The 18,613-nt window shown below is 65.4% G+C and carries 20 protein-coding genes, 2 tRNA genes and 2 pseudogenes; 7 read left to right on the top strand and 17 right to left on the bottom strand.

Features of this window, described 5'->3' with window-relative positions; all coding sequences use genetic code 11:
* Positions 1-9 precede the first annotated feature (9 nt).
* The 4 genes from OHA10_RS12430 to OHA10_RS12415 all read left to right on the top strand — a co-directional run bounded on the left by OHA10_RS12430 (position 10) and on the right by OHA10_RS12415 (position 3,691).
* The gene (locus tag OHA10_RS12430) at positions 10-780 is read left to right on the top strand and encodes a glycoside hydrolase family 16 protein (RefSeq protein ID WP_371406337.1); all 771 of its coding nucleotides are present in this window, start codon (positions 10-12) and stop codon (positions 778-780) included.
* 148 nt (positions 781-928) lie between these two features.
* The gene (gene trpD / locus OHA10_RS12425; protein ID WP_371406336.1) at positions 929-1,969 is read left to right on the top strand and encodes an anthranilate phosphoribosyltransferase; all 1,041 of its coding nucleotides are present in this window, start codon (positions 929-931) and stop codon (positions 1,967-1,969) included.
* Positions 1,969-2,883 carry a sigma-70 family RNA polymerase sigma factor gene (locus OHA10_RS12420; RefSeq protein ID WP_371406335.1) on the top strand — a complete coding sequence of 305 codons (915 nt, stop codon included), beginning with the start codon at positions 1,969-1,971 and terminating at the stop codon, positions 2,881-2,883. Before trpD ends, OHA10_RS12420 begins: the two co-directional genes overlap by 1 nt.
* A 55-nt stretch (positions 2,884-2,938) precedes the next feature.
* Positions 2,939-3,691, top strand: coding sequence for a nuclear transport factor 2 family protein (locus OHA10_RS12415; RefSeq protein WP_371406334.1), 753 nt, complete (start codon positions 2,939-2,941; stop codon positions 3,689-3,691).
* Here the strand turns inward: OHA10_RS12415 and OHA10_RS12410 are convergent.
* Together OHA10_RS12410 and OHA10_RS12405 are read right to left on the bottom strand one after the other, a co-directional pair.
* The gene (locus OHA10_RS12410) at positions 3,676-4,437 is read right to left on the bottom strand and encodes an alpha/beta fold hydrolase (RefSeq protein ID WP_371406333.1); all 762 of its coding nucleotides are present in this window, start codon (positions 4,435-4,437) and stop codon (positions 3,676-3,678) included. The two genes, OHA10_RS12415 and OHA10_RS12410, sit on opposite strands and share 16 nt — an antisense overlap.
* Complete coding sequence (locus OHA10_RS12405) at positions 4,428-5,417, bottom strand: acyltransferase domain-containing protein (RefSeq protein WP_371406332.1); 990 nt, start codon at positions 5,415-5,417, stop codon at positions 4,428-4,430. The genes OHA10_RS12410 and OHA10_RS12405 overlap by 10 nt, the downstream gene beginning before the upstream one ends.
* A 124-nt stretch (positions 5,418-5,541) precedes the next feature.
* On the opposite strand from OHA10_RS12405, the gene OHA10_RS12400 reads away from it, so the two are divergent.
* The gene (locus tag OHA10_RS12400; protein ID WP_371406331.1) at positions 5,542-6,270 is read left to right on the top strand and encodes a DinB family protein; all 729 of its coding nucleotides are present in this window, start codon (positions 5,542-5,544) and stop codon (positions 6,268-6,270) included.
* Here OHA10_RS12400 and OHA10_RS12395 read toward each other — a convergent pair.
* The 7 genes from OHA10_RS12395 to OHA10_RS12365 all read right to left on the bottom strand — a co-directional run bounded on the left by OHA10_RS12395 (position 6,267) and on the right by OHA10_RS12365 (position 10,398).
* On the bottom strand, positions 6,267-7,229 hold the full coding sequence (locus tag OHA10_RS12395) for a GNAT family N-acetyltransferase (protein WP_371406330.1): 963 nt from the start codon (positions 7,227-7,229) through the stop codon (positions 6,267-6,269). The genes OHA10_RS12400 and OHA10_RS12395 overlap by 4 nt on opposite strands.
* Before the next feature lie 6 nt (positions 7,230-7,235).
* A complete protein-coding gene (locus OHA10_RS12390; protein WP_371406329.1) occupies positions 7,236-7,901 on the bottom strand; it encodes a dihydrofolate reductase family protein in 666 nt (221 codons plus the stop codon).
* Entirely contained in the window at positions 7,901-8,407 is a 507-nt protein-coding gene (locus OHA10_RS12385) for an SRPBCC family protein (protein ID WP_371406328.1), read from the bottom strand. The genes OHA10_RS12390 and OHA10_RS12385 overlap by 1 nt, the downstream gene beginning before the upstream one ends.
* A 3-nt stretch (positions 8,408-8,410) precedes the next feature.
* Positions 8,411-8,752, bottom strand: coding sequence for an ArsR/SmtB family transcription factor (locus OHA10_RS12380; protein WP_371406327.1), 342 nt, complete (start codon positions 8,750-8,752; stop codon positions 8,411-8,413).
* A 69-nt stretch (positions 8,753-8,821) separates the two neighbouring features.
* Positions 8,822-9,583: a trans-aconitate 2-methyltransferase gene (locus tag OHA10_RS12375; RefSeq protein ID WP_371406326.1), complete on the bottom strand. Its 762-nt coding sequence runs from the start codon at positions 9,581-9,583 to the stop codon at positions 8,822-8,824.
* A gap of 53 nt (positions 9,584-9,636) precedes the next feature.
* Positions 9,637-10,200, bottom strand: coding sequence for a dihydrofolate reductase family protein (locus OHA10_RS12370; protein ID WP_371406325.1), 564 nt, complete (start codon positions 10,198-10,200; stop codon positions 9,637-9,639).
* Between the two features lie 110 nt (positions 10,201-10,310).
* Positions 10,311-10,398 (bottom strand) — tRNA-Ser (locus OHA10_RS12365).
* 101 nt (positions 10,399-10,499) lie between these two features.
* On the opposite strand from OHA10_RS12365, the gene OHA10_RS12360 reads away from it, so the two are divergent.
* Positions 10,500-11,222, top strand: a complete 723-nt coding sequence (locus OHA10_RS12360) for a hypothetical protein (protein WP_371406324.1) — start codon at positions 10,500-10,502, stop codon at positions 11,220-11,222.
* Between the two features lie 802 nt (positions 11,223-12,024).
* Here OHA10_RS12360 and OHA10_RS12355 read toward each other — a convergent pair.
* From OHA10_RS12355 to OHA10_RS12325, 7 genes and pseudogenes are all read right to left on the bottom strand, one after another.
* On the bottom strand, positions 12,025-12,954 hold the full coding sequence (locus tag OHA10_RS12355) for a DNA-processing protein DprA (protein WP_371406323.1): 930 nt from the start codon (positions 12,952-12,954) through the stop codon (positions 12,025-12,027).
* Between the two features lie 226 nt (positions 12,955-13,180).
* Positions 13,181-14,554 carry a tyrosine-type recombinase/integrase gene (locus tag OHA10_RS12350; protein WP_371406322.1) on the bottom strand — a complete coding sequence of 458 codons (1,374 nt, stop codon included), beginning with the start codon at positions 14,552-14,554 and terminating at the stop codon, positions 13,181-13,183.
* Positions 14,554-14,763 carry a helix-turn-helix transcriptional regulator gene (locus OHA10_RS12345; RefSeq protein ID WP_371406321.1) on the bottom strand — a complete coding sequence of 70 codons (210 nt, stop codon included), beginning with the start codon at positions 14,761-14,763 and terminating at the stop codon, positions 14,554-14,556. The genes OHA10_RS12350 and OHA10_RS12345 overlap by 1 nt, the downstream gene beginning before the upstream one ends.
* Before the next feature lie 56 nt (positions 14,764-14,819).
* Entirely contained in the window at positions 14,820-15,143 is a 324-nt protein-coding gene (locus tag OHA10_RS12340) for a hypothetical protein (protein WP_371408051.1), read from the bottom strand.
* Positions 15,144-15,254, bottom strand: a pseudogene (locus tag OHA10_RS12335) (DUF3987 domain-containing protein); the annotation flags it as partial.
* A 47-nt stretch (positions 15,255-15,301) separates the two neighbouring features.
* Positions 15,302-16,240, bottom strand: a pseudogene (locus tag OHA10_RS12330) (YfjI family protein); the annotation flags it as partial.
* Positions 16,241-16,355: 115 nt separating this feature from the next.
* Positions 16,356-17,486, bottom strand: a complete 1,131-nt coding sequence (locus OHA10_RS12325; RefSeq protein ID WP_371406320.1) for a DUF4238 domain-containing protein — start codon at positions 17,484-17,486, stop codon at positions 16,356-16,358.
* A 251-nt stretch (positions 17,487-17,737) separates the two neighbouring features.
* Between OHA10_RS12325 and OHA10_RS12320 the strand changes: the two genes are divergently transcribed.
* Positions 17,738-18,292: a hypothetical protein gene (locus OHA10_RS12320; protein ID WP_371406319.1), complete on the top strand. Its 555-nt coding sequence runs from the start codon at positions 17,738-17,740 to the stop codon at positions 18,290-18,292.
* A 220-nt stretch (positions 18,293-18,512) separates the two neighbouring features.
* Here OHA10_RS12320 and OHA10_RS12315 read toward each other — a convergent pair.
* Positions 18,513-18,601, bottom strand: a tRNA-Ser gene (locus OHA10_RS12315).
* Positions 18,602-18,613: the final 12 nt, after the last annotated feature.

Genomic DNA, 18,613 nt, shown 5'->3' with positions numbered 1-18,613 from the left:
GATGGGGTCATGAGTCAGGTACGTGGTGACTTGGTGTTCGAGGACGACTTCGACGCGTCGTCGCTCGACCTGTCCGTCTGGTCACCGCACTACCTGCCGCAGTGGAGTTCGCGGGCCGCATCGGCAGCGACGTACCAGCTGGGCGACTCGTGCTTGACGCTCAGCATTCCGGTCGACCAGGGACTGTGGTGCGAGGGCGATCACAAGCCCGACCTGCGAGTCTCTGGCATCCAGTCCGGTAACTACTCGGGCCCGGTGGGCAGCGTGGTCGGGCAGCAGCCGTACCGCGAGGGACTGGTCGTCCGCGAGGAGCAGGAGCCGTTCTGGGGCTGGACTCCGAACGGCGGGTACGTCGAACTCCGCGCCCGCGCCGAGCTGAGTCCACGGTCGATGGTGTCGCTCTGGATGGTCGGACTGGAGGAGCAGCCGGAGCAGTGCGGTGAGATCTGCGTGATGGAGGTGTTCGGGGACGCTCCTGCCGACATCGGCATGGGGCTGAAGACGATCCGCGATCCCGCCGTACCGCAGGACTTCGAGACGGTCCCGCTCCCGATCGACCTGCGTGACTTCCACACGTACGCGGTCGAGTGGACCGGTGGTGAGGCGACGTTCTTCGTGGACGGCGCCGCGATCCGCAGCTGCCAGGGCGCTCCGACGTACCCGCTGCAGCTGATGCTGGCCGTGTTCGACTTCCCGGAACGGTCCGGTCCGGAGCACGTGCCGACGTTCACGGTCGACTCCATCCGTGGATGGAACGTTGCGGAGGCTTTGGTGGCCTGACTAAGGTCGGTGTCATGTTCCAGCGCGCGAGTATGTGGTGGGCCGTCGACTGACGGCCTGACTCCGCGCGTACCCACCCGGCCGTCTCCTGCGAGGCGGCCGTTGTGATGTCTCCTCGTGGGCGGCCCAGCACCCTCGAGGACACCCGATGGCGACAACACTCCGGACCTGGTCCGGCCTGATCTCCGCACTCCTGGCCGGCTCCGACCTGTCGGCGGCGGACACCGGCTGGGCCATGGACCAGTTGGTGCTCGGCGACGCGTCAGCGGCCCAGATCTCCGGGTTCCTGATCGCCTTGCGGGCCAAGGGCGAGACTCCCGAAGAGCTGACCGGTCTGGCCGAGGTACTGCGTTCGCACGCGACGCCGGTGCGGATCCGCGGACCGTTCGTCGACATCGTGGGCACGGGAGGCGACCGGACCGGTGCGGCGAACATCTCCACCATGGCCGCCGTGGTTGCAGCCGCTACCGGTGTCACCGTCGTCAAGCACGGCGGACGCGCCGCATCCTCGTCGGCCGGCGGCTCTGGCGATCTGGTGGAGCACCTGGGCGTACCGCTGGACCTGACGGCGTCCGAAGCCGAACAGGTCGCAGCCGAGGTCGGTCTGACCTATCTGTTCGCTCCACGCTTCAACCCGGTACTGCGCCAGGTTGCAGTCGTACGGCGTGAGCTGGCCGTGCCCACCGCCTTCAACGTGCTGGCGCCGTTGCTCAACCCGGCAGACCCTGCGCATCAGCTCGTCGGTGTCGCCAACGCTCAGATGCTGCCAGTGCTCGCCGGCGCACTCGCCAAGAAGGGCAAGTCGGCGCTCGTGGCGCGTGGCGACGACGGGCTCGACAAGCTCACCACCACTGGCTATTCACGTTTGTGGGTCGTGCACGGCGGCTCAGCGACGGAGACGGTGTTCGATCCACGGTCACTCGGTCTCCGGCCGTCGACGCTGGCCGATCTGCAAGGTGGTGACCCGGCGTTCAACGCGGAGGCCCTGCATGCGCTGGTCCACGGAGCACCGGGGCCGCTGCGGGACGTCGTACTGCTGAACGCCGCGGCCGCGCTGGCGACGCTGACGCTGGAGTCGGGACTCGAGCAGTTGGCGGACTGCTTCGAGCGGTGCCGGGAGGCTGTGGACAGTGGTAGAGCAGCCCACTTACTGGATCGCTGGGTCGGTCACTCGTTAGCGTGCAGGTGATGGAAGAACTCCTGGATGCCGCGCGAGCCGGTGACGAACACGCCTTCGCGCAGCTGGTCGATCCGTGGCGCGGTGAGCTGCACGCCCACTGCTACCGCATGCTCGGCTCCGACGCCGACGCGGAGGACGCCGTCCAGGAGACGCTGGTGCGTGCGTGGAAAGGCCTGCCCGGGTACGAGGACCGCGGCTCGATCCGCCCGTGGCTCTACAAGATCGCCACCAACCGCTGCCTGACCCAGATCGGACGCCGCTCCCTGGAGGAACTAGAGCCCTACCCGGAGAGCCGCCTGTCGTGGACCTCGTCCTTGAGCCCTGAAGCCGAGCTACTGGCGCTGGAGTCCGTCGAGCTCGCGTTCGTTGCGTCACTACAGCGCCTGTCTGCTCTGCAACGTGCAGTGCTTCTGCTGCGCGACGTACTGGCGTTCAGCGCCCGTGAGGTGGCCGAGGTGCTGGAGACATCGGTTGCCGCAGTCAACAGTGCGCTACAGCGAGCCCGGGCGGTGGTCAGCGCCGTACCGAGTCAACAGGAGGCGCTGCACGCTCTGGGCGAGGCAGGCGAGCGGGACCTGGTACGCCGGTACATGGCGGCGTGGGAGGCCCATGACGTCGACGCGATCGTGGCGATGCTCGCGGACGACGCGAAGTACTCGATGCCGCCGCTGCCGGACGTCTTCGTGGGCCATGCGGCCATCCGGACGTTTCTGCTCGACGGACCGCTGCAGAGCGAGTGGCGGTTCCTGCCGGCGCGGGCGAACGGGCAGCTCGCGTTCGGGACCTACCTACTCGACGGCGATCGGTACCGCCCGGGTGGCCTCGATGTCGTCGTACTGCGGGGGTCCGCGATCGTCGAGGTGGTGTCGTACCTGGAGGCGGATTTCACGTCGTTCGGACTGCCGTCGTCGCTGCCGCGATGAGTTTGCGGAGCCGGCAGGGTTGTAGGGGGTGAAAGCAGCCTTCCCGAGGAGAGACATGACTGACGAGCAGGAGATCCGCACACTGATCGAGGACTGGGTCGACGCGGTACATGCCGGCGACCTGGACACGGTGCTCGCGGACCACGCGCCGGACATCGTGATGTTCGACGTGCCACCGCCGTACGACGGTGTGCGCGGACTGGACGCGTACCGCGAGACGTGGCCGGGGTTCTTCGAGTGGCAGAAGACCGGGGCGTCGTTCGCGCTGGAGTCGCTGGAGGTGACAGCGGGCGCAGATGTGGCGTTTGCCTTTGCCCTGTTGCGATGTGGGATGCCCGACGACAACCCGGACCTACGCCTGCGGCTCACCATCGGTCTGCAGAAGACGGACGGCCGCTGGACCGTCACGCACGAGCACCACTCCTTCCCCCACGACGATGCACCCGCAGCGGCCGAGATCAGTGCGCTGCTGGACCGTTGGGGTGCGGACACGGCGACAGGCGACCTGGACGGGCTGATGGAGCCGATAGCCGACAACGTCGTCTCGTACGAGATCGACGGCAACTACACCGGCAAGTCAGCGGTCCGAGAAGTCTGCGCGGCTGGACTCGCCTCCAGCCCGAACCCGATCACCTTCACTGTCCCCGACCCCACCATCGAGTCAGCCGGCAACCTCGCCGTGGCCTGGTCCATCGACCACATCACCGCCGACAACACCGAAACCACCTCTCGCGCCACACGGGTCTTCCGCAAGACCAACTCTGGCTGGCAGCTGATCCACCAGCACCTGTCCTACCCGGCGACGTAGTGGTTGATGGCATCGATCACCAGTTGTGGATTGCGCAGGCTGGGGTAGTGGTCGGCGCCTGGGATCCAGGTGAACTGGCCGCCGGGGATGCGGCCCGCGGCTGCACCGGCTGAAGCCATGGCGATGGGGCGGTCCTGGTCGCCGACCATGACCGTGGTGGGGGCGTGGATCTCGTTGAGCCGGTCGTACACGGGTAGTTCGGGCTTGAGGTACATGCCCTGCTCGAACCAGGCGGGGGCGGCAGCATGGAGCTGGGCGACCACGGCGTCGTCGGTGACGGTCGGTGCCCACACCGTCAGACCGAACTCCACCAGGCCGTCCACATCCCGGTTGGCGATGAGTTCGTCGTACTGCGCGTCCAGGTCCAGGTCCTCCAGTACAGGGAAGCCACGGACGCTCGGGCAGAGCAGGACGAGGCCGTGCACCCGGTCCGGATGCGTGAGCGCAAAGCTGATCGCAGTACCGCCGCCCATCGAGCAACCGACCAGGACGGCCCGCTGCAGGTCCAGCTGCTCCAGCACGGTCACCAGGTCGTCCAGCAGCGAGAACTCCTCGGTCGGCTGCGGCGAGCGTCCGTAGCCGCGCACGTCGTACCGCACAATGCGACGTCCGCTGAGACCGTCCACCACCAGGTCCCACACCCGGGAGTCCCCGGTGCCCGGATGCAGGAAGACGATCGGTACGCCGTCCCCGGCCAGATGCTCGGTCCACAGCTCGTCTTGTCCAACCGGAATCCTTAGCTCCATCCCCTCAGCATGCCCGTGCGCCCGTACCAGTGCCGCCCGGCGCGCAGGTGCGACACGAACGCGCGCTGCAGTGACGTGTCCTGGGGAATGCTGTCCAGGTCCGGCGCGCCCTCGGACACCGGCAGGTGCAGGCCGAGGCGCATCAGCTCGCGGTCGCCCTCTGTCGGGTCCTCCGGTGGGAGTAGCGGCAGCAGGTCGAAGCGCTGCTGGAAACGGATGATGTTGGAGTCAGGCCGCAGGTACTCGGCCAGCTGCGGGTCCAGCAGCCATGAGTGGCAGACGAAGGCGTGGACCGGTTCCTCCGGGTACCAGCGTTTGAAGGACTCGACCGCTGCAGCGACAGACTCCTCCGACTCCTGTGCGTCGAGTGGTCCGCTCGGTGGGATGTGGATCATCAGCACATGCCCGGAGACTCCGTCGCCCAGGCCGAGGTGCGCACGGGTGAAATCGTGCCGTCCGATCTCGTAGTCCGCGCCTCGGAACCGCAGCGGTGGACCCCAGAGCGGCATCAGCCCGACACCCGCCCGACCGAAAACGTGCCGGTGGGTCCCCATCACGCCGCCCAGCGCGGACACAGTCGCTTTGGTCACCGAATCCGGCACACCCCGCTCCGCGTGCAGCTCCAGCAGGCGCGGCAGATTGGCCAGCAGGGCCCAGGCGTTGGCGAACAATCCGACTGCTGACGCGTCCTGCGGTACTGCGGGCCAGCTTCTGAAACCTGTCGACGGCAGCGCGAGCCCCATGTCCCGTTCGACCTCGCCGGCCAGTGCGGACGCAATCGTCCACCACTCCGGGTCGTTGTCCGGGTCCGGCCGTGCTGCGAGCATCTGTTCCCGGTCGGGCGCCGACACCCCGCAGTACTCGATCAACGCCGCGGCGTCCTCCGGCACCCGCAACCCGTCGCCCACCTGCAGGCCTCGGAACCGCGCTCGGGCCTGCTCGGAGAAGCCCACTCGTTCCGCCGCACTCAGAACGTCCACAACCAGTTCCCTCCGCCGTGTTGTCGGTTTCTCGACCCCACCACGGGCCGGAGGTCTCGCGCACGACTTTTGTGTCCTAGCTCACGGATACGCTCGGCCCAACCTCGAGACTTTGGGAGATGGCATGACGAAGTTCGGTCGGTCCGACGACCTGCAGGGAGCCGAGTTCGTGGAAGTGGACTTGAGCGGGGCTCGGTTCGTCGAGTCCGATCTGTCCCGCGTCGTGATGCGCGGCGTCGACATCCAGGCGGGCGACATCGACGCGCCGTGGCTGGGCACGGAGGACGCGAGCCTGACGATCAACGGCGTCGACGTCGTGCCGTTCATCGACGCGGAGCTCAACCGGCGGTTCCCCGGCCGCGAGAACCGGCGCGCGGCGGACCCCGACGGCCTGCGCGCCGCCTGGGCTCAGGTCGAGCAAGCCTGGACGGCCGCCCAGGAGCGCGCCGCTGCCATGCCCGCCGGCACGGTCGACGTCTCGGTGGACGGCGAGTGGTCGTTCGCGCAGACGCAGCGACACCTCATCCACGCAACGGACCTGTGGATCGGCGATTCGGTCCTCGGGCGCACCGACTCGTTCCACCCACTCGGGCTGAAGTACCTGGGCTCAGACGCCCCCGGCGCGACGACCCCGCCGTACGACGAGGTCCTCGAGGCCCGCGCCGGCCGCGTGGCCATGGTCCGCGACCTCATCGCCGCCACCACCCCGACCGAGCTCGACGCACCCCGCAAGAACCCACACAACCCCGAGCACCCCGAAACCGTCCGCTCCTGCATCCACGTGATCCTCGAAGAGGAATGGGAACACCTCCGCTTCGCCACCCGAGACCTCGACAGCATGACAGTCCACTAATGGCGGGCCACCGGTAGCTGGAAGGCCGACCAGCTGTCGACGGGCTCGAAGCCGAGTGCTGCGTTGACGGCCCGCATATGCGTGTTGTCCTCGGCATTCCACGCGTCGATGAAGCGCAACTGCGGCTCGTTCGCCTGTGTGTACGCGTGGTTGGCGGACTTCACGGCCAGCCCGAGACGCCGACCTCGATGGGCCGGCTCGACGATCGTGGTCCGCTGCCGCGCGTGAGTGTCGTCGGCGGACTCGAACGACAGCTTGGTCCGGGCAACGATCTGCCCGGTGGAGTCATGCCGTGCAGCGGTCGAGTACGAGCGGTAGCCACGCTGCAGCTCCTCCGACTCCTGCCGGCGTACGCGCGCGGCGTCGTACACCTGCTGCTCGACCGCCAGGTCACCAGTGGGAGCGTCAACCATCAGCCGGCTCTGCAACGCCGCGACATCATCGACGATCTCGTCGGGCGCCACATCCCGCCACTGCACCAACGAGTACCCGTCCGCGGGAGCGACTTCCCCCGCGTCGTGCTCAGCGACCTGGCAGCGGGATCTGATGCTGGTAGCGCCAGGCCGGTGACCGCGGTGGGTGAGGTAGCGGTATCCGGCCTCGTCCCGGGCAACGCCGCCGGGCAGCGCGCGAACCGTCTCGACCTCGATCAGGCTCCGCTCGTGCTGTCGGGCGACCGCGTAGACCTCCTCCAGCAGCCCGGTGCCGATCCCGCGACACCGGTACTGCGGGTGCACGATCAGGTCCAGGTACATCAGGCTCCGGTTCTCCGACTGCGGCAGCTGGTACGACGCAGCGCCGACGACTCGCTCCCCGTCCCAGGCCAGCAGCGCATGTTCGGCCGCCGGCCTGCGAGGCATCGGGAAGTCGGGTACGTCGTACCGCGTGACCGCGACCGTCAGGTCGTACCACTGGTCCATCGCCACGGAGTCCGCCGGATCCAGCTGCCTGATGGTCATGCCCGCTTACCGCTCCCGGACTGTGTAGGTCAGGTGCGTCGCCCGCGGGCCCGGCTCCGCGCGCACCGGTTCCAGCGCCACGCGATCTGAGTCCACCCCATCGAACAGGCGGATCCCCGTGCCGAACAGTACGGGCGAGAGCGCGATCGTGAACTCGTCGATCAGCCCGGCGTTCACGTACTCGAGGATCGTCGTACCGCCACCCGCGATCCGGACGTCCCGGTCGCCGGCCGCCTCCCGGGCCTGGTCGAGCGCCTTCTCGATGCCGTCGTTGACGAAGTGGAACGTCGTACCGCCCGGCCGCTCCCAGGGGTCGCGCTTCTCATGCGTGACAACGAAGACCGGCGTGTGGAACGGCGCCTCCTCCGGCCACGCCAACGCGCCGCCGTCGAACATCCGCTTACCCATCACGCTCGCGCCGGTGCGCTCGTACGTCGCCCGCGCGATGTCGTTGTCGAGTCCTTCCTCGCCGCCCTCACCGAGCTTCAGGTTCTCCCGGAAGAACCGCTGCGGGAAGATCCACGCCTGCAGCTCCGACCATTTCGCCATCCAGCGCTGGACCCTCGGGTCGCTCTGCCCGCCAGGCGAGAAGACCACGTCGAGCGGTACGTCGTCCGGCGCCACGAAACCGTCCAACGACATCGACACACTGAAGAACACTTTCCCGGCCATCAGTCCTCCACTCCCTTCCGAACCAGCTCGGCAACGTAGTCAGCGAGGCTGCTGAGGGTCTGCTGACCGCCCTCGATCGCGTGGTACTTCTCGACCGCCTCGTCACGCAGTTCCTTGCTGGGGAACACCGTGTGCATCTGGATCCGGGTCGCGTCGCCATCGGCCTCGAATGTCAGCACCGAGTCGAACGCGTTGGGGTCGCCGGGGGACTCGCCGTGCAGCAGCACGATGCGCTCCGGCGGGTCGATCTCGGTCCAGGAGATCCACTCGGTGTAGTTCGTCCCGTCCGGTCCGTGCATCACGAAGTCCCACTCGCCGCCGACGCGGAACTCGAACGCCCGAGTGGTCGTGGTGAACCCCTCCGGTCCCCACCACCGCGACAGGTGCCGGACCTCCGTGAACGCCTCGAACACCAGCTCCCGCGGGGCGTCGATGACCCGGGAGATGACGATCTCCCGGTCGGCCGTCGCGGACTGCGCCGGCGCTCCCTGTCCTGTCGTGCTCATCAACTAGTCCTCCTGCCTTGCCTGCTTGAGGTCCTGCACGTAGGCGTCCAACCGGTCGAAGCTCTCGTTCCAGAACCGTTCGAAGCCGCCGGTCCACTCGTGGACGGGCCGCAGTCCGCGGGCGTCCAGGCCGTACAGGCGCTGCTTGCCTTCTTTCCGATCCCGCACCAGCCCGACCTCCCGAAGTACCCGCAGGTGTTTCGACGCCCCCGGCTGGGTCATCCCCAGCTCCTGCGCCAAGTCGGTCACCGGCCGTTCACCACCCCGCAGCAGCACCAGAATCTGCCGGCGCTGCGGCTCGGCGATCGCATTGAACACGTCCGACGTCGTCGCTGCTCGTGCCATGTCCGCAATCATATGCCCATATCGGCATGCGTCAAGCAGCAGTTCGTCATGGCCTGTGCGGGCGTCGGATCAGCGGCGCCGGCGGGCGAGGTGGGCGGTGACCTGGGCGTCGATCTCCACGGTCTCCGGGAGCGCCTCGAGAGTCCGGCGAAAGACCTCGTCCCGGTCCGCCGGCGGCAGCATCACGTACGCCGAAACCGTCGACAGCTGTCCGATGTAGTCGTGGGCGCTCATCATCAGCCGCCGTTCGACCACCGCCTGCCGGACGTCAACGAACCACTCGGACTGCTCGAGCTCCGTCCCGGGCCACTGCATCGGCATCTCCTCAGGCGTCCCGTCAGGCGACGGGACCCCGTCTTCTTCGAGGTACGGCGCCCTCGCCGCGCGCGCCGCCTCTTTGAGCGCCGGGTCAGCAAGCTGAATCGGCACCCCGAACGAGGCAAACACTCCACCCGGCCGAACCAGCGCGGCCATCCTGTCCCAACGACCTTCAGGGTCGGTCCAATGCAGCGCGGCAGCCGAATACACCAGGTCGTACGGCGAATCGAGCGGCAACTCCTCGAACGCAGCCTGAACGGTCGTCACATTCGCCGGTAGTCGCTTACGCAGCTCCGCCAGCATCGCCGCGTCCGGCTCGGTCGCCACGACCTGGACTGCACCCTGCGCAAACAGCCGCGTCGCCTTCCCCGTCCCCGCCCCGATCTCGAGCGCAGTCCGAACCGGCTCCCCGGCGTACGCCGTGACCAACTCGAGCAGCTCCACCGGATACCCGGTCCGGAACCGCTCGTACGCCTCCGCCACAGACCCAAAACTCAACGCCCGCTCAACCATGCCCAGCATCCTGACATCGACTGTGTGTGAGCGCCTGGCGTTTTCTCCTGCGCTCAGCGCCTCGTCTGGTACCTGGTCATGGTCACGCCGCCGGTGAACGTCCGCGTTTCCACCAGGTTCAGGTTCACCCAGCTGTCGAGCGCGGTGAAGAACGGTCTGCCGCCGCCCACCAGCACCGGGTGGGTGACGATCTCGTACTCGTCGACCAGCCCGGCCCGCATGGCCGCCGCGGCGAGCGTGGCGCCACCGACCCTCATCGGCTCGCCGTCGTCCGCCTTGAGTCGGGTGATCTCCGCTACGGCATCGCCGGTGACCAGGCGGGTGTTCCAGTCGACCTTGTCGAGCGTCGAGGAGAACACGACCTTCGGCGTATCCCGCCAGTTCCGCGCGAACTCGATCTGCGCCGGGGTGGCGTCAGGCTGCTGGTCGCCGGTCGGCCAGTACGAACTCATCGTCTCCCACAGCCCGCGCCCGTACAGGAACACCCCGATCGCCAACTCCTGCTCGAGCCACCACTCGAACAACTCGTCATTCGGCGCACTCCAACCAATGTCATCACCGGGCGCGGCGACGTAGCCGTCCAGGGACAGATTCATGCCGTAGACCAGTTTCCGCATGGAGCCATGCCTTCCTGTCAGTCCGGCGGCCCTTCTCCAGCCGCCCGTCACCCCTACTACGAACGACTCACCCCGGATCCGACAGGCCCTCGGCAGAAATTCTCACAAGGCGGAGGGTGTGGGATTCGAACCCACGATGACGGTCACCCGCCATACCGGTTTTCAAGACCAGGCGACGCTAACGCGCCGTCATCCCCCTGACCTGCGCAGACTCCTGGCTGCACGGCAGCCCCGGTGGGCGCGAGGGCACAAATAGGGCAAATCTCAGTCCGATCGTGCTGCGGACCTAGGATCAGGGCATGAGCGGACCCAACGAGGATCTCCGGCGGCGGATGGCCCTCGTCGGCGAAACCGACGCGGTCAAACAACTGCTCAGCCGCAGCATCGCATCGATCGGCCGCCGAGGGTCTGTCGAGGTCGATCCTTACGCAACCCTGCAGCTGCTTTCGCAAGCTATCGAACGGCTTCTCAAGCTGACGATCATGTTCCAACACCATCGCGCGCACGGGGAGCTGGCGGCCGTAAGGAGCTACGGCCACAGAGTCGATCGCCTCGCGACAGTCGTCTTCGAGACGGCGTGGGGATATCGCGATTCGAACGATTTCCGAGTGCTCGACGAAGACCTCGAGTTCGCGGCCAACGATCCGACATTGCAGTTGCTGCTCGACGCGTGCGCCGAGTTCTCCTCCGGTGGCCGCTACCACCATCTGGACGTCGCGGCCGGCGGCATGGGTGATCCCGCGCGCGCACCGAAGGTCATGTGGGACGCGATCGAGCAATCCGCGCTAGCGGACGACTCGGACCTACTGAGTCGGATGGCCACGCTGGACTACAGGGTGCACGAGGAAGCTCTCCAGGAGATCAATCTCAGGATCATCGCCGTCGCTCAGCGGTACATCCGATTCATCGCTCGCCTTTGGGCTTTCAGCCCTACAGGTGATCTCGGCAGGCAGCACAGCGGCAGCCTGCAGGCCTGGCTCATGCTCAACGACGATCAGCTCAGAACCCCCTGCAACTCCTAACGGCCGCGCCTCCACTGCGTGCCTCGGGCTCGGAGGAACACCGTGGTAGATGCTGTGCGGCAGCACCAGGCGCGAATCAAGCTAGGGCAGGTCGTCCAGCGCGCAGCGAGAAGGATCAAAGTTGCTACCGCGCAAGCGCTCGATCAGCGCCGCGGTCTCAGCCCATCCTGGATCCATGTGTCGACCAAGTACGACGGCAGCAACTCGGTCCGCGCCAGCGCTCTTTAGCGAATGACTAAGTGACTGCACCCGTGCACCGCTCGTCCACGTGTCATCCAGGATCAGAACCTTCGCTCCCGGAACATCCCCCGACGCAAACCAGTCACGATGAAAGTTCCGATCACTGTAGGGGACATCGACTCGCACCGGAGCTCTGGGGACCTTCGCCAGGACGGGACCAATTAGGTCCTCAAGAGGATGTACGCCTTGCCGATTCTTGGTGCTGGGAACCATGACTACGTGCGTAATTCCACCGATGGCGTCCTGGACACAACGTATGTGATCTCGTAAGAACGTGGCCCCTACCGCGAGCAACTCAGCGCGAGACTTGGGCGATGGCTGGTCCGACTTGTAGATCCACAAGTTGTGTGCGTGTTGGCCACCCTTGATCGCATACGATATCGGCACCACAACGTCGGCGGTTAGATCACTCGCCCGCCGGTGCTCTGAGCACTTAAAGCACCTCGAATAGCCAGGGCCGACATCCCGCCGACAAATCTCGCACACCCCTGGCTGCGGTGGCAGCGGGTTGCGTAGAAAGGTCGCTTGCCGCTCAACTCGATCATCGAGCGGCGCCCATGGGCTAGATGGCAAGGCGGGCTAGCTCCTGCAGACGCTCCAGATCTGGGTCCGCCTCTGCAATTAGCTTGTCGACTCGCGCCAAGAGCTCAGCAGGATCTTTTACAACGTAGACGCCTGGATAGGTCGCGTACTCTCTCGCCCAGTCGTGCTGCAGCAGATCGTCCGGCATGACGACAGGCCGGCCGTGCTGCAGTGCTAGACGAGCCTGTATCCGGGCACCCGACTTCCATGGGGCCTCGATTACAACGGTCGCGGCGGCGTAGCCGCTCATCACTGCGTTCCGCATAGGAAAGCTCTGCTTTGTAGGCGGAGCATCTGGCCAGAATTGGCTGATCACCAATCCTTCTCTACAGATCGTCTCTTGAAGAGACTTGTTCTCGGCAGGATACGACCGCCTGATTCCAGTACCGATGACGGACACAGTGCGCCCGCCAGCACTGAGAGCCGCCTCATGAGCAGCGGTGTCGATACCAGAGGCCAAACCGCTGACGACAGTCACGTTATTTTTCGCTAGCGTCGTCGCAACTGTCTTCGCGATCTCAATGCCGCGCTGCGTCGCCTTCCGAGTGCCAACGACAGCAATCGACCTACGATCGTCGGTCAAACTCCCGCGGGTGAATAGGATCGGGGGCAGCTGGTGGATGTCTCGGAGCTGCGCAGGATAACTGTCCTCGAAGAACGCATGGACGCCGATCCCTTCGGCCTCCCAAGCCGCTACGTCACTCGCAGCCTCTCCAAGTACCTCATCTAGGTTCCCGACCTGGAATAGAGCGTCAGCTACACCCATTCGCGACTCGAGCGCACGCCTCGCGCTTCCACACTCAAGGATGTCGGTCGCAACGTCAGACCAACGAACCTTGGGCTGGCGCAGGAGAGCCACAACTGCTGCCTTCTCCAGCTGTACTGAGTCCACAGGGTCGATGTTAACCATGCCTCCCCGCCTTGCCCCTTGAGTCCGCCTGTCGAGTCGCATACATCGATCGAACGTGTGTTCTATGAGGATAGATCAGTGCTCTACATCGAGCCACTAGCCGCGCTCTTGACTCCTGCAACGATTGATACCTCGATTCTGAGTGACGCTCGGTCAGGCATGCTCACTTTTCGCACCTGCGTGTCTTTGTAGCTGTGAGCAACGACACCACATCCAACGATCTGCGCTAGCCCAATAGGAAGCTGTCGATCCGCTCCATTGCTTCCTCCTCTAGGCCATCGAGAACCTTGGCGTAGATCCGCATGAGCACTTCGAGGGACTGGCCCGCCCACTCGGCAACTCGCTTCGCTTCAACACCACTGGCGAGCCACGTTGAGACGGCCGCATGTCTCAGATCGTATGGTCTTCTTGCGAGGTTCGATGTCCGAGCCAGGTCTTCTCCAAGAGCCGCGACGCGTGCAGCGCCCCATGCAGCTTGGTAGGTCTTTCCAGGCACTAAGCCCCCTCGCTGTCCCCAGAACAAGTGTCCATCCCGGTCCACGCCATATGTCTCCAGATGCCAGTGGAGGAGTGCTGTGAGCTTCGATGGGCACGGGGTCCAGCGCCCTGCCCCGATCTCACGATGCTTCAGCTGGCGCGCATCGCGCTCGTCGCCACTAACAGTCCACGACCCGCCGGCCCAGGGGGTAGACCCGGTCAAGAACAGTCTTCCTCGGCCCGCACTGGGAATGCGGAGGTTGGACTCAGACAGCTCGACGGCCTCGCCAGGTCGCAAGGCTGCGTAGTACATGCTCCCGAAGAACGCCTTCAACCGTGGCCCGCTACCAGGCAGACTCCCAACGGCGTCAAGCAGGGCCTCCGCCTGCTGTGGGTTAGGCACGGTCGCCGGATCGACTACCTCGGTTCCGCCACTGCGCTTCGGCCGCGACCACTTGACAGTGCTGATGGGGTTCGCGGAGAGATAGCCCTTCTCGACACCGAATTCGCACAAGTTCCAGAGGACAGCCCGCCTGCGGGCGGCGTACGTGGATGACGCGGGCTTTCCGTCAAGCTTGCTCCCAACAGCGCCCAAGGTGGCACGGATAACGTCCGCCTTCGCCAGGTCCGCAAACGGCCGGCTCCCGCGCTCGACCCAGGTCAGTAGAGCCCGCACCTCATCACTCGCCCGCTCACGATGGGCAGTATTGAAGGCCCAGTTTTGCAGTGCTTTCCGCAAGGCCTTGGCGTCTGGACCTGACTTGCGACCCTTCAACATGACTGGAGTCACGGCAACTAAAGCGTCGGCGATGCTCCGCCTGGTGTTGGCCGCCGCCCGAGGCCAGTTGGCGTCTACATATTCGCAAGAGACCTCGTAGAACGTCACCTTGCTCAGGGTGCGCGCCTCGGAGATCGGTCGGCCCGTATCAATGTAGAACGCCTCCCCGCGTCCGACCGCACTCATCAGCCTCGAACGCTCACTCTTAGCAAGCGTCAAGTTGCCGAAGTTCTTCTTGAACGGCTCCTTGGCGACGCGCCACCGGACGGTGTAGCTGTGTCTGCCACGAGCAAGGGTGTTCGTCTGAATCTTCTCGGAGATCCGCACGTCGAAGGTCGTCTCCATCAGGCGGCCTCCTCCAACGCGTCGAGCCACCGCTCCAGCTCAGTCCGGCGGATGCGGATCTCGCCGTTCGGAAGCTTGATGCACTTTGGAGCGACGCCCTTAGTACGCCACTCGTAGAAGGTCGATTTCGAGATGCCAAGCTCCGCGCATAGCTCTGCAATCGTCAAGCGGCTGCTGCCTTGAAGCGGCGTCGCCATCGTGTCAGTCATAGGTGGTACGGCTCCTTCAGATCGGACGGCTCTGCGAGAACTGAGGCCCGGACTCTTCACCGGTCTTTGCGAGCACTCGGGTGTACCTCGTAGGTCATGCTGGGGCGTCCTCCTTTGCTGCCGGTGGTTGCGGGTTTGGGACGTATGTGGCCGTGGTCGGTGAGGAGTTCGAGGGCGGGTGTGAGGTCTTTGGCGGTGGCGAATCGGCCTCGGTTTCCTCGGAGTGCGTCGCGACGGCTGAAGGTGCTGTGGCCGTGTTTGCGGATCCAGTCGAGGACGGCGCGGGCGTCGTCTAGGTCGGGGTCGGAGCGGCCCATGAGGTCGTATACGGCCAGGGCGTGGTCGAGGTAGTAGCGGCCGATCTGTTCGGCGGCGCTCATCGTGTCGGCGGTGATCGGGGTGGCATAGCCGGTGGTGAAGCTGTGGGCGACGTGGAGCAGTCCGGCGAGCCGTACGACGGCTCCTGCGAGCTTGGATGCCCAGTCGGTGATGGGTGCGAGTCCCAGTCGGTGATGGGTGCGAGTTGGCCGGTCCGGGGGTGCAGGCGTGGTTCGATCCAGTCCTGGAACTCGAGAAGCACCTGCCGGGCGTCGGCGGTGAGGGTGAGTTCGTGCGGCGTCTCCTGGTCGGCGAGGAGGATGACGAGGGTGGTGAGTGCGTCGGTGTAGGTGGTTTCGGTGTCTTCGGGAACCGGCTGAGGCTGGTTGTCGCGTTGGCCCACGGTGTTGACGGGCAGGCTGTAGAGGATGCGGGCGAGGACGCCCCGGTCGCGGAAGCCGGGTTGTGCTGCCAACCCGGCGAGGGTGCCGGGTTGAGTGGTGACTCCGAGGGTGAGCGCAGGGCGTTCGACGGTCTCGGACGGGCCGCCCTTGCGGTCGACCTGGAGCTTGTCGCCGGCGTGACCTTTGAGGAACACGCCCAGGTTGGGAGCGGCTGAGTAGCGGGTGCCGGTGAGGGTGGCGAACACGTCGCCCTCGGCGGACAGGACGGCGATCCGGCCGCCGTGGGTGGCGAGCAGAGAGATGCACGACTCCGGAGTGACGTCGTCGGTCATCAGTCGGGGCAGCTCAGGTACGGCGATGCTCGCTGCTTCCTTCGCAGCGGCGGTCGCGTCAGCCAGCGCGGTTTGGGGCTCGGCTTGCGCGGTCTCGGCCTTCTTGGCGAGCTGTTCGGCCTTGGCCCACGCGACCCGGGACGCCAGCTCGGCTTCCACCCGCCGCTCGGCCGCCTGATCCCGCAGCGCGTCCTCGGCGGTCGTGAGCGGAGTGGTCATCGCCCGGAACACCGGCGACTTCCGCGAGCCCGGTGGCAGCGCAGTGACGGTGTAGAGGTTCACCTGCTCGACCCACGACCGATCCACCCGCACGAGCACCTTTCCGCCTGCTGCCGTGGACAGCAGGCGAGAGCGACCGAGGCGGCCAGATCGATCGGGGTCTGCGTGGCCTCGGCCACCGCGGTCACCTGATCGGAGAGCCATTCGGGGAACAACTGCACCGGGCCGGATCGCAGCCGATGCCTCGTTTCGCCTATCCCGGATGTTCAGGCCGTGACGAGATCGACAACAGCCCGATAGCGTGAGACTGGCGAAACAATCATTCTTCCTTGGTAATTCTAAGGTTTGGTCGCTTTTCGTTCTGAAACGTCCACGCCACGCCGGGTAAGCGCTCCGGCCGTCGCGGATGAGGTGGCTGCTCTAGTTGCTTGCTCATCGCGCTACCCCCGTCGCAGACAGACAGTATCGGTCCCACGGGCGGGAACTTCATCTTCGAAAATGTAGGATGATCTGGATTTGCAGCAACCCATTCATATGCGTTCTCTATGATGCAGAGATTCAGATCGCGGGCGAATGCTTCGGCCTCGGCGCCAGTTAGGGCCTGATGCCCGTCCGGAAGTTTGGATCCACGATCCCCGAAGATCAGGGCTGCGCGGGGAGAAACGGGGAAGCCGATCTCCGGTGCGGCCGCCGGCGCCGGTCGCGCCGGAAAGACATGGGCGTGTTGCAGTTTTGGTTTCCTGCGGTCTTTCCGACGTCGCCGACGCAGATCCTCAGCGGTCGGCGCGGCGACGAAGCACTCAGGAGCATGCTCGACGTAGTTCCCATTACCGATCGCCACCGCCGGTTCGTCGGAGATTAGAAGCAATGACTGATCGAGTGTCACCATCGTTACTGGACGGTCATACAAGAGATTCGCCAACGACTCGGCAAACCCGCACATCATGCGGAGATGCTCATTAGGGTGTGGCGTCACGACTATCTCGCTGAGTTCGCCACTTGTCCACAAGTGGCCATGAGTGGACTTCATCGTCCAATCGATCGTCAGTTCAATTTCACGCCTCTGCCGCGGACCGCGAACTAGTTGAAAGGCGATGAACTGCGCCAACTGAAGTCGATCCTGCTCCTCCAGGGAAAATGGGATGAATGGGTTCAGGAGCCTGGTTATCAGCGATGCCGTCTCGCCCTCAACAAGACACAGAATCTGCTCGATTCTACCGTCAAGTTCTCCCTCAATGTTGATGGAGGTATAGAAGTCCTTGAATCCCATGTCTTTGATGTGGCGAATTGTCTCCACACCAGATGCTCGGTCGCGAACAGCCAGGACCTGATTCCCGTTTGAAAAATCGCTCCAGAAGGAACCTCGGGACGATGTGATGCCTGCTGCCGACTCCGATTGAAGGATCGGCGTTCTCCAGCCACGAGCGTGCCCGCTCGGTCGCGGCCTCATTGTGCTCCTCAAAGGCTTTCCATCTGTTCATCCCGACTCCTTCAGGCAAGGTATACACCGCGCCGCCGATAGCCCGCCACGGATTACCGATGAGGCGCACGCCGAAGCTCCCGGAGCGCGGTCGCTGCGTCGGGCTCCCTGTCGGGCGAGTGCCGTTCCATGCGCCGCCGCACGCGAGGACCTGAGCCATGCGTCCGGCATTGCCGCTCGCGCGCCGAGCGCCCGGGAGATTTGACCGTAGTCTGCCTCTCGTGGATACGACGACGGTAGCTCTGATCGCCTCGGGCATCGGTGCCGCGGGCGCGATCGCCGGTCAGGTCGTGGCTGCCGCTTTCACCGGCCGGCGGGAGAGCAGGCGCTTGACGTGGGAGAAGGAGCGCGCGGCTGAGGACCGGGAGCACGAGAGAAGGAAGCAATTCATGGACACGAAGCGCGCAGCTTACGCACGCTTCGTCCAGTTGGCGCTGGGGCGGCACGACCAGTTGATCGCGCTATGGGCAGAGACCCATCGGCGGACCGAGAAGTTCGCGAAGGTTGAGGAAGAATCGGACGGCTGGTGGAGGGAGGTTACCGAAGTTCTGGCCGAGATCTCTCTCCTCAATCCTTCGATCGAGCAGTTGTGCCGGAGCGTGTACGGCAGGATCGCTGAATGGGAGTACGCAGTGATCGAAGAGGGGGCCGTGGATGACACCTCTTCGTTCGCCGACGGTTTCGAAGGCCCCCTTGAGGCAGCGCAGCGGGGGATGCGTCAGGACCTCGGCATCGAGGCTGTCGCCGCGGACAGGCTGGAGCGGATCGAGCGCTGAAGCCTCCGACCGCTCCGCAGCCGCTGGATGGGCTCCGTTGGGCGTGGGCTAAGTCCGCTCCAGCTCCAAACCGAAACAAGGACTCGCGGGCACGTATAGGGCACGAACGGCCGACATCAGGCGACAACACTCGGACCTGGCCGGACGCAGCCGGACAACGGGGTATGAAGGATCTGACAGCACGTCGTCGCAGGTCACGAGCGATTCATGCCGTTGTGAGCGGAGGGTGTGGGATTCGAACCCACGAGGACGGTCACCCGCCCTACCGGTTTTCAAGACCAGCGCACTCGGCCACTATGCGAACCCTCCCGGCGGTTGCCG

Source organism: Kribbella sp. NBC_00662, from assembly GCF_041430295.1.
Taxonomy (GTDB): Bacteria; Actinomycetota; Actinomycetes; order Propionibacteriales; family Kribbellaceae; genus Kribbella.
The sequence above is the reverse complement of the archived record's forward strand: the minus strand, read 5'-3'. Positions and strand labels throughout refer to the sequence as shown.

What these genes read in the sequence shown, in the direction of transcription:
- OHA10_RS12325 (WP_371406320.1), bottom strand. Translation starts at nt 17,486, where the DNA reads ATGAGGCCGCGACCGAGCGGGCACGCTCGTGGCTGGAGAACGCCGATC.
- OHA10_RS12370 (WP_371406325.1), bottom strand. Translation starts at nt 10,200, where the DNA reads ATGCGGAAACTGGTCTACGGCATGAATCTGTCCCTGGACGGCTACGTC.
- OHA10_RS12375 (WP_371406326.1), bottom strand. Translation starts at nt 9,583, where the DNA reads ATGGTTGAGCGGGCGTTGAGTTTTGGGTCTGTGGCGGAGGCGTACGAG.
- OHA10_RS12390 (WP_371406329.1), bottom strand. Translation starts at nt 7,901, where the DNA reads ATGGCCGGGAAAGTGTTCTTCAGTGTGTCGATGTCGTTGGACGGTTTC.
- OHA10_RS12385 (WP_371406328.1), bottom strand. Translation starts at nt 8,407, where the DNA reads ATGAGCACGACAGGACAGGGAGCGCCGGCGCAGTCCGCGACGGCCGAC.
- OHA10_RS12345 (WP_371406321.1), bottom strand. Translation starts at nt 14,763, where the DNA reads ATGACTGACACGATGGCGACGCCGCTTCAAGGCAGCAGCCGCTTGACG.
- OHA10_RS12420 (WP_371406335.1), top strand. Translation starts at nt 1,969, where the DNA reads ATGGAAGAACTCCTGGATGCCGCGCGAGCCGGTGACGAACACGCCTTC.
- OHA10_RS12415 (WP_371406334.1), top strand. Translation starts at nt 2,939, where the DNA reads ATGACTGACGAGCAGGAGATCCGCACACTGATCGAGGACTGGGTCGAC.
- OHA10_RS12430 (WP_371406337.1), top strand. Translation starts at nt 10, where the DNA reads ATGAGTCAGGTACGTGGTGACTTGGTGTTCGAGGACGACTTCGACGCG.
- OHA10_RS12350 (WP_371406322.1), bottom strand. Translation starts at nt 14,554, where the DNA reads ATGGAGACGACCTTCGACGTGCGGATCTCCGAGAAGATTCAGACGAAC.
- OHA10_RS12410 (WP_371406333.1), bottom strand. Translation starts at nt 4,437, where the DNA reads ATGGAGCTAAGGATTCCGGTTGGACAAGACGAGCTGTGGACCGAGCAT.
- trpD (WP_371406336.1), top strand. Translation starts at nt 929, where the DNA reads ATGGCGACAACACTCCGGACCTGGTCCGGCCTGATCTCCGCACTCCTG.
- OHA10_RS12360 (WP_371406324.1), top strand. Translation starts at nt 10,500, where the DNA reads ATGAGCGGACCCAACGAGGATCTCCGGCGGCGGATGGCCCTCGTCGGC.
- OHA10_RS12395 (WP_371406330.1), bottom strand. Translation starts at nt 7,229, where the DNA reads ATGACCATCAGGCAGCTGGATCCGGCGGACTCCGTGGCGATGGACCAG.
- OHA10_RS12380 (WP_371406327.1), bottom strand. Translation starts at nt 8,752, where the DNA reads ATGGCACGAGCAGCGACGACGTCGGACGTGTTCAATGCGATCGCCGAG.
- OHA10_RS12400 (WP_371406331.1), top strand. Translation starts at nt 5,542, where the DNA reads ATGACGAAGTTCGGTCGGTCCGACGACCTGCAGGGAGCCGAGTTCGTG.
- OHA10_RS12340 (WP_371408051.1), bottom strand. Translation starts at nt 15,143, where the DNA reads ATGAGCGCCGCCGAACAGATCGGCCGCTACTACCTCGACCACGCCCTG.
- OHA10_RS12355 (WP_371406323.1), bottom strand. Translation starts at nt 12,954, where the DNA reads ATGGTTAACATCGACCCTGTGGACTCAGTACAGCTGGAGAAGGCAGCA.